Annotated in this window: 12 protein-coding genes; 8 read left to right on the top strand and 4 right to left on the bottom strand. The window is 29.3% G+C overall.

Features of this window, described 5'->3' with window-relative positions:
- Window positions 1-3: 3 nt before the first annotated feature.
- The 4 genes from dtd to Q0731_RS00295 all read left to right on the top strand — a co-directional run bounded on the left by dtd (window position 4) and on the right by Q0731_RS00295 (window position 3220).
- Window positions 4-456 (top strand): D-aminoacyl-tRNA deacylase, encoded by a 453-nt coding sequence (dtd, locus tag Q0731_RS00310; protein ID WP_299058555.1) that lies wholly within the window; start codon window positions 4-6, stop codon window positions 454-456.
- A 114-nt stretch (window positions 457-570) separates the two neighbouring features.
- Window positions 571-1209 carry a YceI family protein gene (locus tag Q0731_RS00305; RefSeq protein WP_299058554.1) on the top strand — a complete coding sequence of 213 codons (639 nt, stop codon included), beginning with the start codon at window positions 571-573 and terminating at the stop codon, window positions 1207-1209.
- 100 nt (window positions 1210-1309) lie between these two features.
- Window positions 1310-1948 (top strand): DUF3857 domain-containing protein, encoded by a 639-nt coding sequence (locus Q0731_RS00300; RefSeq protein ID WP_299058553.1) that lies wholly within the window; start codon window positions 1310-1312, stop codon window positions 1946-1948.
- 132 nt (window positions 1949-2080) lie between these two features.
- Window positions 2081-3220 (top strand): hypothetical protein, encoded by a 1140-nt coding sequence (locus tag Q0731_RS00295; RefSeq protein ID WP_299058551.1) that lies wholly within the window; start codon window positions 2081-2083, stop codon window positions 3218-3220.
- Window positions 3221-3264: 44 nt separating this feature from the next.
- Here Q0731_RS00295 and Q0731_RS00290 read toward each other — a convergent pair whose 3' ends face one another.
- Both Q0731_RS00290 and Q0731_RS00285 read right to left on the bottom strand, forming a co-directional pair.
- Window positions 3265-3588, bottom strand: coding sequence for a CPBP family intramembrane glutamic endopeptidase (locus tag Q0731_RS00290; RefSeq protein ID WP_299058549.1), 324 nt, complete (start codon window positions 3586-3588; stop codon window positions 3265-3267).
- Window positions 3589-3892: 304 nt separating this feature from the next.
- On the bottom strand, window positions 3893-4915 hold the full coding sequence (locus tag Q0731_RS00285) for a metal-dependent hydrolase (protein WP_299058547.1): 1023 nt from the start codon (window positions 4913-4915) through the stop codon (window positions 3893-3895).
- 261 nt (window positions 4916-5176) lie between these two features.
- Here Q0731_RS00285 and Q0731_RS00280 point away from each other — a divergent pair, with 261 nt between their 5' ends.
- The 4 genes from Q0731_RS00280 (at window position 5177) to nhaC (ending at window position 12696) form a co-directional block, all read left to right on the top strand.
- Window positions 5177-8191, top strand: a complete 3015-nt coding sequence (locus Q0731_RS00280) for a gliding motility-associated C-terminal domain-containing protein (protein WP_299058545.1) — start codon at window positions 5177-5179, stop codon at window positions 8189-8191.
- Window positions 8192-8249: 58 nt separating this feature from the next.
- On the top strand, window positions 8250-9179 hold the full coding sequence (locus Q0731_RS00275) for a type IX secretion system membrane protein PorP/SprF (RefSeq protein ID WP_299058543.1): 930 nt from the start codon (window positions 8250-8252) through the stop codon (window positions 9177-9179).
- Between the two features lie 10 nt (window positions 9180-9189).
- Window positions 9190-11106 carry an OmpA family protein gene (locus Q0731_RS00270; RefSeq protein ID WP_299058541.1) on the top strand — a complete coding sequence of 639 codons (1917 nt, stop codon included), beginning with the start codon at window positions 9190-9192 and terminating at the stop codon, window positions 11104-11106.
- Between the two features lie 120 nt (window positions 11107-11226).
- Window positions 11227-12696, top strand: a complete 1470-nt coding sequence (gene nhaC / locus Q0731_RS00265) for a Na+/H+ antiporter NhaC (protein ID WP_299058539.1) — start codon at window positions 11227-11229, stop codon at window positions 12694-12696.
- Here the strand turns inward: nhaC and Q0731_RS00260 are convergent.
- A complete protein-coding gene (locus tag Q0731_RS00260) occupies window positions 12686-12943 on the bottom strand; it encodes a hypothetical protein (protein WP_299058538.1) in 258 nt (85 codons plus the stop codon). The genes nhaC and Q0731_RS00260 overlap by 11 nt on opposite strands.
- Window positions 12944-13082: 139 nt before the next feature.
- Window positions 13083-13481 (bottom strand): VOC family protein, encoded by a 399-nt coding sequence (locus Q0731_RS00255; protein ID WP_366915390.1) that lies wholly within the window; start codon window positions 13479-13481, stop codon window positions 13083-13085.
- Window positions 13482-13529 lie beyond the last annotated feature (48 nt).

The raw sequence follows: 13529 nt of genomic DNA, 5'->3' as shown, positions 1-13529 counted from the left end.
CTTATGAAAGTTGTTATTCAAAGAGTTTCAAAAGCAAGTGTAACTATCAATACTACTAAAGTTGCAACTATTAAAAACGGACTCTTAGTTTTGTTAGGTGTTGTTGTTGACGATTCTCAAGATGATATTGATTATTTAGTTAGAAAAATTACAAATCTTAGAATTTTTAATGATGTAGATAAGGTAATGAACAAATCGCTTATTGATATTGATGGAGAAGTAATTGTTGTCAGTCAGTTTACTTTGCATGCAAGTACCAAAAAAGGAAACAGACCCAGTTATATAAAAGCTGCAAAACCAGATATAGCAATTCCTTTGTATGAAACTTTTATAAAATCGTTAGAAATTTCTTTAGGTAAAAAAGTACAAACAGGTCAATTTGGTGCAGACATGCAAGTTGAGTTGTTAAATGATGGTCCTGTTACCATTATTATAGATTCTAAAGTAAAAGCGTAATTTTTTTAAAATGTTAATATTATCAGAAAATGTTAAGAAAATAGTTTCCAAGGAAAATAAATAATATATATTTGTTGTGTAAATATTAATTTAACTAATAATCAAATAAAAAAAATGAAAAAAATAATTTTATCATTAGTAGTAGTTGCAACTATTTTAACTGCTTGTAAAGAGAATAAAAAAGACAAAGTAGAAGTTAAAGAGGCAATTAAAGTAGAAAAAGTTACTGCTTTAAACAATGTAGATGTTGCCAATTCTGTAATTTCTTGGTTAGGTTCAAAACCAACAGGAACTCATAATGGATCAATTATGTTAAAAGAAGGTTCTTTAGTTTTAGATAACGGAACTTTAAAAGGGGGTAACTTTATCATTGATATGGCTACTATTAAAGTTTTAGACATACCTGAAGATAATGAAGGAAATGGAAAATTAAAAGGACATTTATCTGCTGGAGATTTCTTTGATGTTGCTGCTTTTCCTACTGCAAAATTTGTAATTACAAATGTAGAGAACAAAGAAAACAAAATACATGTTACAGGTAATTTAACATTAAAAGAAACTACAAAAAGCATAACAATACCTGCAACCATTTCATCAGAAAATGGTGTTACAACTTTTACTAGCGAAACTTTTAGTGTAGATAGAACAGATTTTGGAATTACATATAGTTCTAAAAAGTTTGATGCAGCTTTAAAAGACAAATTTATAAACGATTTAATGGAAATTTCTTTTGTAGTAAAAACAAAAGCATAATTTTAAAATCATTCAACTTTTATTTTAAAGGCTAAAACTATTGTTTTTAGTCTTTTTTTATGTTCTTTTTTTAAACTTTGGAGAGCTATATTAAAATTGTATGAAAAAGTTTATTTACCTACCTATTTTACTTTCCTTATTATCTGTAATTTCAATTTTTAGTCAAAAATTAAATTACGCTTCTTTGTTAATACCACCAGAATTAAAAAAGAATGCAAATGCTGTTGTGAGAGATAATGCTACTGAAATTACTATTGATGATGTAGATAAAATGGTGGTTTACAAAAGAGAAGTAGTTACTGTTTTAAATAGTGCAGGCAATGTAGATGCACGTATAAGAGCAAGCTATGATAAAGATACCAAAATAACAGCACTTACAGCCTACATTTATGATGCTTTAGGGAATCAAATAAAAAAATATAAAGAGAACGATTTTTTAGATGTTAGTGCAGTTGGTGGAGGTACTTTGTACTCAGATGCAAGGTATAAATATATCGATTATAAACCTCTTTCTTATCCTTACACTTTAGTTTTTGAATCTGAATATAAAACAGGTACAACTGGTTTTATACCTAGTTGGTTTCCTATTAATGGATATCATATTTCTGTTGAAAAAAGTACTTATCAGATAGAAAATCCAAAGGAAATTCCTTGGAGACAAAAAGAAATTAATTTTAAGGATTTTGCTATTGAAAAAGAAAATACAGTTGCTACAATAAAATATGCTACAACAAACTAACCAGCGTTAGATTATGAAGATAATGCCATTCATTATAGAGAAATATTACCCAAAGCAAAAATATCTTTAAGTAGCTCTTACTTAAAAGGTTTTTCAGGCGAATATACAAATTGGAACGAGTTTGGTAAATGGATGCACAATGAGCTATTAAAAGGTAGAGATGTAGTTAGTGAAACTACAAAAGCTAAAGTTTTAGATTTAGTTAAAGGAATAGATAATCCTATAGAAAAGGCAAAATTAGTGTATCATTTTGTGCAGAATAAAACACGTTATATAAGTGTGCAAGTTGGTATTGGAGGTTGGGAACCAATAGCTGCATTAGATGTAGATAAAGTTGGTTATGGAGATTGCAAGGGCTTGTCTAATTACACAAAAGCCTTGTTAGATATTGTTGGTGTTACTTCTTATTACACAATAGTTTATGCTCAACAAAAAAGAGATATTGATAAAGGTTTTTCTTCTATGCAAGGCAATCATATTATTCTAAATATACCAAATAACGGAAATGATATTTGGTTAGAGTGTACCAGTCAAACCATACCTTTTGGTTTTTTAGGCGATTTTACAGATGATAGAAATGTACTGGTTGTAACCCCAGAAGGAGGAGTTATTAAAAGAACACCTGCTTATAAAAACGAAACAAATCTTCAAGAAATAAATGCTAAAATTCAATTAAAACAAAATGGTAGTTTAACTGCTAGTTTAATAAGAGTTTCAAAAGGATTGCAGTATGATGATAAATCTTACTATGACAGAAATACAGAAGAAGAGTTGATTAAAAAATATAAATCGAGTGTTTGGAGTTATAATAATAATTTAGAAATTGAAAATGTAAACTTGGTTAATGATAAAGAAAACGTGGTTTTTAAGGAGGATTTAAAAATCAATATCAATAATTATGCAACTGTAAATGAACAAGAATATTTGTTTAGGGTAAATATTTTTAATCAAGAAAGTTTTGTGCCAAAAAGGTATAGAAGTAGAAAATTACCCTTAAAAATTAAAAGAGGTTATAAAGATGTAGATGAATATGAGTTTCAACTTCCTAAAGGATATGTTTTAAGTATTTTACCATCAGAAAAAATACTTACTACCAACTTTGGTACTTACAAAGTTAACTTTACCAAAATAAATGATACAACTTTTAAATATCATAAAACAATAATAATTAAAGAAGGTGTTTATCCTAAAGAAGAGTATAAAAATTATAGAAGCTTTAGAAGAAGTATTGCTAAATATGAGAATTTAAGAATTGCCTTGATAAAAAAGTAGGAATAAATTATTTAGCTCTCTAAATAATTATGTAAGAAAAAGGGTTACGAAGGAAAACCAATTATATTTCCCATACCAATAATAAATAACCAGCAACCATAAATAGCATGTTCAATAGAAACAAGTAATGTTGATTTTGTTTTGTAATAGGTATATGCAAATAAAAAACCTCCAATAAAAGTAAAAAATAGTGCAAATGTATTTTTAAATAATAGATGAGCTAATGAAAATAAAGTGGCGTTTATTAAAATAAAAAATAGCTTATTTTTAAATAGATTTTGATAGCGTTGAAAGAAAAAAGTTCTGTAAATAAGTGCTTGTGGATATACTGAAAATATAGAATAAAAGAGTATAATGAGTATCCACAATAGAGGTTTGTTGTATACTACTAAAAAAAATTTTCTTAATCTGTTACATAAAAAAAAATTGAAGTAACAACAATAAATACAAGAAATTTTAAAAATGTATCTTTCCAAAATTTTTTCCAATTGATATTTTTATCAATGTGAAGTTTTATTTTTTTAACTCTTAATAAAACATATAGAATATAGGTAAAACCCAAAACACCAGTTATTAATTTTAATATTGGGGTATAGTTGAATGTAAAACTTATTGGTATTACAATAAAAATTAACACGAGTTCTAAAAACTTATAGCGGATAGTTTGCATGTTTAAATACCTTTTATACGTGTAGTAAACTTCTTAAAATTTTCTTTTTTAGGAGCGTTTCCTTTAAAGGGTAAAATATCCCACTCATTTTTTTTAAAGAAAATTGTAAAATTAAATACAGAGGTATTTATATCATCAGGGTTCATCATTGGGTATCTTAAGTCTATGTATTTATAAGTGCCAATTTTATCTTTTTTTTCAATATTAAAATAATCATCACTAAACCAAGCTAGTTTTTTTAGGTTTTCATCTTTCATATTTAACAAACCATGGTTTTTACTAATAGAAATAATTTTATCTGTAATATTGCTTTTATCAAATAAGGAATAAAAAGTAATATAATATTGAGTATCTCTCTCTGCAACAGCATACCATAAAATATTATTTAAAATAGTTGGTTGTGCAGAAAAACGATGGTAAGAAATTCCAGCTTTTTTAAAAGAATTTTTAAAAACAGTGTCTATATAAAACTTATTTCCAACCGTAAAAATCAGATAAACACTGCTAACGTAAATTCCTGCTTTAGTCCATTTTAAACGTTTTCTATTTGTTCTTTTAAAGAAGAGCACTATTAACATACAAATTAAAAAAGGCACTGTATACAAAGGATCTACTACAGAAATAGTATTAAAGGCTACTCTGTAATCTGAAAAAGGGTTAAATAATTGAGTGCCATAAGCTGTAAAGCAATCTAAAAGTGGGTGTGTAAAAATTGCCCAAAAGAATAATAGAATCCAATCTTTTAAATTTGTAGAATTCGTTCTTTTTTTTGTGTTATATATTTTGTGTGTAATCCATCCAAAGAAAAAACTACCAAGAATTGCAAATACTATTGAATGCATAAAACCACGATGAAAAACCATTGCTTGTATTTCATTATTATATAGTAATCTTCCTACAAAAACATCTAAATCTGGTATTGTGCCACCAATTGCACCAAATAACAATGCTTTGTTTCCAATTTTTTTTCCAAGTACAAGTTCTCCACAAGCTGTACCAAGAATAATTTGCGTTAATGAGTCCATAAATACAAATGTAGTGAACCATTTTATTTTTATATATACATTAAAATGGAAGATTTTTTTATCAACACATTTTTTATTTTTAGCTCATAAACAGGTGTTTAAAGTTATATATTGTAAGTAAAATCGAGGTTTTTGATACGTTTATAACTTTTTATTAACTTTTTTAAATTTTATTTATTTAGTTGCCTAATTCTTTATTTTTGTGTATAACGTATTCTAAAATATTATTTTTTTTTGGTTTATAATTAAGTTATCCCCTTTATGAAAAAATTATTATTCTTTTGTTTCGTCTGTTTAAGCTCTATTCAAACTATTTTTGCTCAGTGTAATCCACCAGTTACAGTTAATGGAATTATTGACTGTGCTATTGATGAACCTACAGTTTCTGTACTCTTTGCAATGGGAGATTTAGGTAATGAAATCAGGTGGTTTGATGCTCAGTTTGGTGGTAATCAGTTAGCACCAACAGATCCTCTGCAAAATGGTTTTACCTATTGGGCAGAACAAACAGATGGAACTTGTTTAAGTGAACGCTCTTCAACAACAGTTGTTTTAGAAGATCCAGGAGCTCCTATAGTTTTAGAAAGTTTGCAAACCTTTTGTGAGGCAGATCAGCCAACCATCGCTAATTTAGCAGTTCAGTTAAAAAGTGCCACTAACTCAGTTTTATGGTATCCTTCAGCAACAGCTGTAGAACCTTTAAATGCTACAGAGCTTTTAGTAGATCAAAAAAGTTATTGGGCTTCAGAATTACAGGGCTTATGTGAAAGTATTGGAAGAGTAGAGGTTTTTGTTGAACTAGAAACACCTCCAGAACCAACTACGACTTCAGCTACACAAACCTTTTGTGAAAACGATATAAATACCGTTGCAGATTTACAAGCAACAGGAGAAGGTATTCAATGGTATGCTTCAGAAACATCAACAACTCCTTTACCTTTTACCCAAGAACTAATAGATAATACTACTTATTATGCTACCCAAACACCAGATGCAATAGTTGGTTGTGAAAGTGCAACAAGATTAGAAGTTTTGGTAGAATTAACAGCTGTGCCAGAACCAACAACCAATGCTACAACTCAAGAGTTTTGTGAAAATGAAGTGAATACAGTTGCAGATTTACAGGTAAATGAAACCAATATAATATGGTATGCCACAGCAACATCTGTAGATGCTTTAGATAATGTTACTCCATTGGTTACAGGTACTTATTATGCAACACAAGCACCAATAAATAGTTGTGAAAGTGCAACTAGGTTAGAGGTTACTGTAGTTTTAAATGAAGCGCCAGAACCAACAACAAATTCAACGATACAAACCTTTTGTGAAAGTGATGTAAATACTATAGCAGATTTACAAGCAAATGAGCCAAATATAAGATGGTATGCCACACCAACTTCTACAATTGCTTTAGATGCAGCAGAAGAGTTAGTTGCTGGGAATTATTATGCAACACAAATTACAGGTAATATAAATACTTGTGAAAGTGATACAAGACTTGAAGTTTCTGTAGTTATAGAAACGGTTCCAGAGCCAACAACAGTTTCAGCTATACAAACTTTTTGTGAAAATGACATTAATACAGTTGCAAATTTACAAGCTACAGGAACAGGCATACAATGGTATAGCTCAGCAACAGCTCCCGTTGCTTTAAACCCAACAGATGAACTTATAGATGGAAATATTTATTACGCAACTCAAACACCAGATGCAACAACTGGTTGTGAAAGTGCAACAAGGTTAGAAGTATTAGTAACGTTTGATGTAGCACCAGAACCAACCACAAGTTCTACTACACAATCGTTTTGTGAAAATGACATTAATACAGTTGCAGATTTACAAGCTACAGGTACAGGTATACAATGGTATAGTTCAGCAACAGCTACAGTGCCATTAAACTCTACAGATATTCTAGAAGCTAAAAATTACTATGCAACTCAAACAGCTGGTGAGAGTTGTGAAAGTAATACAAGATTAGAGGTTACTGTAGTTTTAGATGCAACTCAGCCTCCTACAACTACTTCAACAAGTCAGTCTTTTTGTGATAATGAGTTGGCAACAATTGCAGACTTAAACATTACAGGAACTACTATAAGATGGTATGATACAGAAACATCAACGGAAGTATTAAATAATACAGATTTACTTACTACAGGAGATTATTATGCAACACAAACAATCGGTGGTGTAACTGGTTGTGAAAGTGAAGAAAGAACAAGAGTAGATGTTATTGTAGTCTCTACTGCGGCACCAACAACAAACGGACCTACTCAAGTATTTTGTAATGCAAATAATGCTATTGTGTCTAATTTAATTGCTTTAGAACCCAATGTACAATGGTATGAATCAGAAACATCAACAGTTGCCTTAAATCCAACAGAAGTGTTGGTAGATGGAGAAGATTATTATGCAACACAAGAAGCAAATCCAGCTCTTGGTTGTGCAAATTTACAAAGAGCAATGGTTACTGTAATTATAGGAGAAATTCCTCCTGCACCTACAACTAGTATTATAGGTACTCAAGCATTTTGTGGTATTGATGCACCTACTTTAGATAGTTTAGATGTTAATGAAACAAGTTTAAGATGGTATGATTCAGCAAATTCAACAATTCCTTTAGAAAACACAACTTCTTTAGTAGATGGTGCAAGTTATTTTGCAACGCAAGTAAGTGCAAATGGTTGTGAAAGTGAAACACGTTTAGAAATTTCAGTGACTGTAACTGGTGTAGAACTTCCATCATTATCAGTAGAAAATGCAGAAGAATTTTGTCTGTTAAATGGAGACTATACGCTTTCAGATTTAAATGATAGAGTTGTTGCACCTTTAGGAACTACTATAGTTTGGTATGATGATGTTTATCCAGCAGGAAATGTTATCGATTTAAGTGAACCATTAATAACTGGCAATATCTACTATGCATATTCAGAAGATGTAGAAGGCTGTAAAAGTTTAATTCCATTAATATTACCAGTAAATTTAGAAGCTTGTTCTGATGATGACTTAGGTATTTTTGACGGATTTTCACCTAATGATGATGGTATAAATGATGTTTACAACACAGACAATCTTCTAAGATTATTTCCAGATTATACCATTACTTTTTACAATCGTTGGGGAAATATTGTTTATGAAGGAGGTGCTGATAAAGATCCTTGGAACGGAAAGTTAAAAGGTTCAGGAGAATTATTGCCACAAGGAGTTTACTTTTATAGTATAGATTTTAAAAATAATGATAGAAAACCAAAACAAGGAACAGTCTATTTAAGCAGATAAACAAAACATAATTTTTAAAATCGTATAAATTTATCATTTATTAAATTACCCCTAAAGTATGAAAAATCAATTATTTTTTTATTTTTTATGTATGTTAGCTTCCCTTAGTTGGTCGCAGCAAGAAGTACAATATACTCAATATATGTATAATATGAGTGTTGTAAATCCTGCTTACGTTACAGACAATCCTGGCGTTTTAAACTTAGGGCTTATCTATAGACAACAATGGGTTGGAATAGATGGAGCACCTGCTTCTGGAAGCTTCTTTGCACACACACCTTTAGGTAATAACATAGAAGTGGGTTTAACTTTGCAAACAGATCAGATTGGAAATGTTATAAAAGAACATAATTTTAATGTAGATTTTGCATATAAAATAGATTTAAGTTATACCAGTAAATTATCTTTTGGTTTAAAAGCAGGGGTAAACCTTTTTAACACAGATTTTAGCGGTTTTAATCTTCAAAGTGGTCAATTTTCTTCAGACCCAAGCTTTAGTGAAAATATTAATAACAACTTTATAAATATTGGTGCTGGAGCCTTTTATTTTTCTGATAACTTTTACGTAGGATTATCTGTACCCAACCTTATCAATACAAAATATTTAAGCAAAACAAATGGGTTGTATGAAATTGAAGAAGAAAGACATTATTTCTTCACTACAGGTTATGTATTTGAAGTAAACGAAATGCTAAGATTAAAACCAAGTATTTTAACCAAAGCAGTAGTAGGAGCACCATTAATAGTTGATATGAATGTAAACGCATTGTATAATGATAGAGTAGAGTTTGGTTTGGGTTACCGTTTAAACGATGCTTTTATTGCAATGTTTAATATAAAAGTAAATGATAAATTAAGAATTGGGTATTCTTATGATTATACATCAACAAATTTAAACACGTTTAGTAATGGTTCTCATGAGCTATTTTTAATCTATGATTTAAATGTGTTTAGCAAAGGATTTAACAAATCTCCAAGATTTTTTTAAAAAACTAATTATGAGCAAAATAAGAATTTGTATTATAGGGTTGTTGCTTTTTTCGGTTTCTGTAAAAGCACAAAATTTAGACTTACCAAATCGTTTATTTCAAAAAAAGTCGTACAAGAAAGCGATTAAACTTTTTGAGAAAATAGAAAATAAATCTCAATCGGTTTATGAGAATTTAGCTGATTCTTACTATTACAATAGCCAAATGGAAGAAGCTGTTAAATGGTATGCAGAATTAATGGCAAAGCACGAAGCAACTACAGCAACAGCTTATTACTTTAGATATGCACAAGCATTAAAAGGAATTGAAGATTATGATAACGCCGATCTTTGGTTTAGTAAATATCAAAATGAGGAAATTGAAAGAACTGATGTTAAAGAGATGAAATCAAACTTAGTGTTTGATAAAAAAGCTAAAAGTGTATATACAATCTCAAACCTAGAAACCAACACAGCAGCATCTGATTTTGGGGGTGGATTTCGTGGAAATAAATTGATTTTCAGTTCTACAAGATCTGGAGGAGATGTATATGATTGGAATAAAGAACCTTATTTAGATTTGTATCAAGCAGACATTGATGATCAAGGAAACTTGGTAAATATTCAAAATTTTTCAAAGACCATCAATACAGAATTACACGAATCTAGTGCAGTCTTTACAAAAGATGGTAGAACCATGTTTTTTACAAGAAATAATTATTTAGATGGTAAAAAAGGTAAAGACAACAAAAAAGTAACTCATTTAAAAATTTATAGTGCAGAGCTTGTAGGGAATGTTTGGAAAAATGTAAAAGAATTACCATTTAATGGAGATGATTACTCTGCAATGCATCCAGCATTAGGTAAAGATGATAAAGAATTATATTTTTCTTCTGATATGCCAGGTACTATAGGTTCTTTTGATTTATTTGTAGTAGATATCAATGGTCCAAATAATTATGGTACCCCAAGAAACTTAGGAACAAGTGTAAACACAGAACAATTAGAGCAATTCCCTTTTTACAGTAAAGATACTTTGTATTTTTCTTCAAATAGGTTTTTAGGTTTTGGAGGATTAGACGTTTTTAAAAGTTATAAAACTGACGATGGTTTTACAGAACCAGAAAATTTACAACTTGGTATTAATAGTAATTTAGATGATTTTGGTTTTGTATTAGACGATCAAACAGAATTAGGTTATTTTTCTTCTAATAGAAAAGGAGGAAAAGGTGGAGATGATATTTATAAGTTTAAAAAAGCTCCTAGACCACTACTAATTGAAGGTCTTATAAAAGTTAGAAAAACACTAGATTTAGTAGAAAATGCAGAAGTAACACTTGTTAACAAAGACAGCATTATAGGTACTTCAACAACCACTAAAGATGGAATTTTCAATTTTAAATTAGAAACGAAAGAAGACTATACAATCAACGTTAAACATAGTCAATATTTACCTGAAACCTACAGTTTTAAAACTACAGAAGATAGAACAAAAATTAAAAAAACGTTGTTTTTAGATTCGCCAGAAATTATAGTAAAACAACAACCTAATTACTCTAATTCTAATACAGTTGATACTTATTCTAATAATCAAGTATATGTAATAGATCATGAGCCTATTTATTTTGATTTAAACTCTTCTTATTTAAGACCAAGTGCTAAGTTTATTTTAGATGATATAGTACGTGTTATTAGAAATAATCCAGGAACAAAGATTAATTGTGCTTCACATACAGACTCTAGAGCAGACTATAAATATAACCAATGGTTGTCTTTAAGACGTGCAAAAAGAACAGCAGATTATATTATATCTAAAGGGATAGATCCTTCTAGAATTACTTATAATGGTTATGGAGAAACTATGTTTGTTAATAATTGTTATGATGATGTACCTTGTACTGAAGAAGAACATCAGTTAAATAGAAGAACAGAATTTATAATAGAATAATATCCATGTTTTTTTAAATTACATACTAAACACTCCTTTTGGAGTGTTTTTTGTTTCTTATATTTCTTACTTTGTATAAGTATCAATAAAATTGTAATATTATAGAATAAACCTTATAAAATGCAAGAGCATAAAAATAGATCAGTAATTAAAATTGAAGGACAGAAAATTATAGAAAACAAAGAGCTAAACTTTTTTGAATCTTTAATACCTATAATTATTTTAATAAGCTTGCTGGCGTACAATATTTTTTTTGTTGATGGGCAAGAATGGCTTGGTAGTTATACAAATCAGTACATTTTATTGATAGGAGGTTCAGTTGCATCAATTATAGGTTTATTAAATAAAGTTTCTTTATTAAAAATGATTGCAAAAATTTGGGAAAACTGTAAAAGTGTATTTGTACCAATTCTAATTCTTTTTTTAGTAGGTGCTTTAGCAGGTACTTGGTTGGTTAGTGGTATAATTCCTGCCATGGTTTATTATGGATTACAAGTTTTAAGTCCAGAAATATTTTTACCAGCTTCAGTAATAATTGCAGCAATAATTTCTATTGCAACAGGTAGTTCTTGGACTACTTCTGCAACAGTTGGTATTGCATTAGTTGGTATTGGAAGTGCATTAGGAATATCATCAGGAATGATAGCTGGAGCTGTAATTTCTGGAGCATATTTTGGCGATAAAATGTCGCCACTTTCAGATACTACAAATTTAGCACCTGCAATGGCAGGTACAGATTTGTTTACACATATAAAATACATGACATTTACAACTGTGCCAACAATTATAATTACTTTAATTGTTTTTGCAATTTTAAGTAGTACAGTAAACACAACAGGAAATGCAGATATTAGTAATTTATTAGCTACAATAAACAATACTTTTTATATTTCACCTTGGTTGTTTATTATTCCAGGACTTGTAATTGTAATGATTTTACTAAAAACAAAACCGTTATTTGCTTTGGGGATTGGTGTGATTTTAGCGGCCTTTTTTGCTCTTATTTTTCAAAGTGATGTATTGTCAACGTTATCAAGTTCTAATTTTTCTGCGGTTCTTAATTCAATTTTAAATGATATTCAGATAGAAACTAATGATGAAAGATTGTCAAAATTATTTTCTTCTGGTGGAATGAATGGAATGATTTGGACAATTTTGTTAATTATTTCTGCCATGGTTTTTGGCGGAATTATGGATGGAATTGGTGCGTTAGCAAAAATAACAAAGAGTTTATTAGCTATTGCAACTTCTATTTTTGGTTTGTTTGCAACTACAGTTGTAAGTTGTTTAGGATTAAATATCGTTGCATCAGACCAGTATTTAGCAATTGTAATTCCGGGTAAAATGTTTAAAAAAGCTTATGAGGACAAAGGTTTATCGCCAGAAAATTTAAGTAGAACTTTAGAAGATTCTGGTACTGTAACTTCTGCTTTAATTCCTTGGAATACTTGTGGAGCTTACCAAGCTTCAGTATTAGGAGTCGATGTTGTTGATTATGCTATTTATGCAGTTTTTAATTATTTAAGTCCGTTTACAACATTGTTATTTGCCGCTTTAAATATTAAAATTAAACAGTTCGTTAAGATGTAGTATTTCTATTTATTTTTAAATCATAAAGCTTTAAAACAACAGAAATTACTAAAAGTAGCCAAGGAGTTCCATGCAATAAAACATCAAACCAATCTTTTAATTGCATTGCATTTGCACCAAAAAAAGCATTTCCTCCTAAAATCCATTTAATTTTTCCTAAAATATGTGGTGGATTAAAAGGAGCTAACCCTAAAGTGAAACTTGCTAATAGAAAAAGTTTCCAGTTGTTTTTAAGTTGATTTTTCATCAATATTTTTATAGTTTTTAACCAATTACAAGTCTAATAATGTTTTGCAGTCTCAGTTTTTCGATGACTTTTCATAATGTTTTAACATCCTTAGAGAGGCTAGATTATTATACGATATTATAAAACCCAATTGGTAAAGTTAATCCCCTAAGTTTATAGGCGTACAAATTTCAATTAAGAAACCATTATTATCAAGTAGATACCCAACTTTTTGTCCCCAAGGTTTTTCTGTTAATGGCTCAAATATTTTTGCTCCCACATCAATTGCTTTTTTAAAATCGTCATCAATTTTTTCTGATGTAAAAGCAAGTTCAATTCCAAATGGTTTATCTTTTGTATTAGCTATATTAATTCCGCTCTTAAAGTTCGATTTTCCTAATTCAATCGAAGCAAAAGCAATCGTAGTTTCGCCAGATATTAATTCAGCATAATCATTTTCTGGAGTTATCATTTTTTTAGAGAAGCCAAATGCTTTTGTATAGAATTCAACAGTTTTAACAACACTTTCTACATAAAGTATGGTGTAAGCATATTTCATAATTGATTTTTATTTTAGAAATAATATTCAAACTTACTCAAAAGTTTT

Origin of the sequence: uncultured Polaribacter sp. (genome assembly GCF_947497695.1) — a bacterium.
Taxonomy (GTDB): domain Bacteria; phylum Bacteroidota; class Bacteroidia; order Flavobacteriales; family Flavobacteriaceae; genus Polaribacter.
Note: the sequence above shows the minus strand (reverse complement) of the source record. Positions and strands in the feature narration are given on the sequence as shown.

Coding starts and splice junctions, on each gene's coding strand:
- Q0731_RS00280 (WP_299058545.1), top strand. CDS start 5,177: ATGAAAAAATTATTATTCTTTTGTTTCGTCTGTTTAAGCTCTATTCAA.
- Q0731_RS00260 (WP_299058538.1), bottom strand. CDS start 12,943: ATGAAAAATCAACTTAAAAACAACTGGAAACTTTTTCTATTAGCAAGT.
- Q0731_RS00270 (WP_299058541.1), top strand. CDS start 9,190: ATGAGCAAAATAAGAATTTGTATTATAGGGTTGTTGCTTTTTTCGGTT.
- Q0731_RS00300 (WP_299058553.1), top strand. CDS start 1,310: ATGAAAAAGTTTATTTACCTACCTATTTTACTTTCCTTATTATCTGTA.
- nhaC (WP_299058539.1), top strand. CDS start 11,227: ATGCAAGAGCATAAAAATAGATCAGTAATTAAAATTGAAGGACAGAAA.
- Q0731_RS00295 (WP_299058551.1), top strand. CDS start 2,081: ATGCACAATGAGCTATTAAAAGGTAGAGATGTAGTTAGTGAAACTACA.
- Q0731_RS00275 (WP_299058543.1), top strand. CDS start 8,250: ATGAAAAATCAATTATTTTTTTATTTTTTATGTATGTTAGCTTCCCTT.
- Q0731_RS00255 (WP_366915390.1), bottom strand. CDS start 13,481: ATGAAATATGCTTACACCATACTTTATGTAGAAAGTGTTGTTAAAACT.
- dtd (WP_299058555.1), top strand. CDS start 4: ATGAAAGTTGTTATTCAAAGAGTTTCAAAAGCAAGTGTAACTATCAAT.
- Q0731_RS00305 (WP_299058554.1), top strand. CDS start 571: ATGAAAAAAATAATTTTATCATTAGTAGTAGTTGCAACTATTTTAACT.
- Q0731_RS00285 (WP_299058547.1), bottom strand. CDS start 4,915: ATGGACTCATTAACGCAAATTATTCTTGGTACAGCTTGTGGAGAACTT.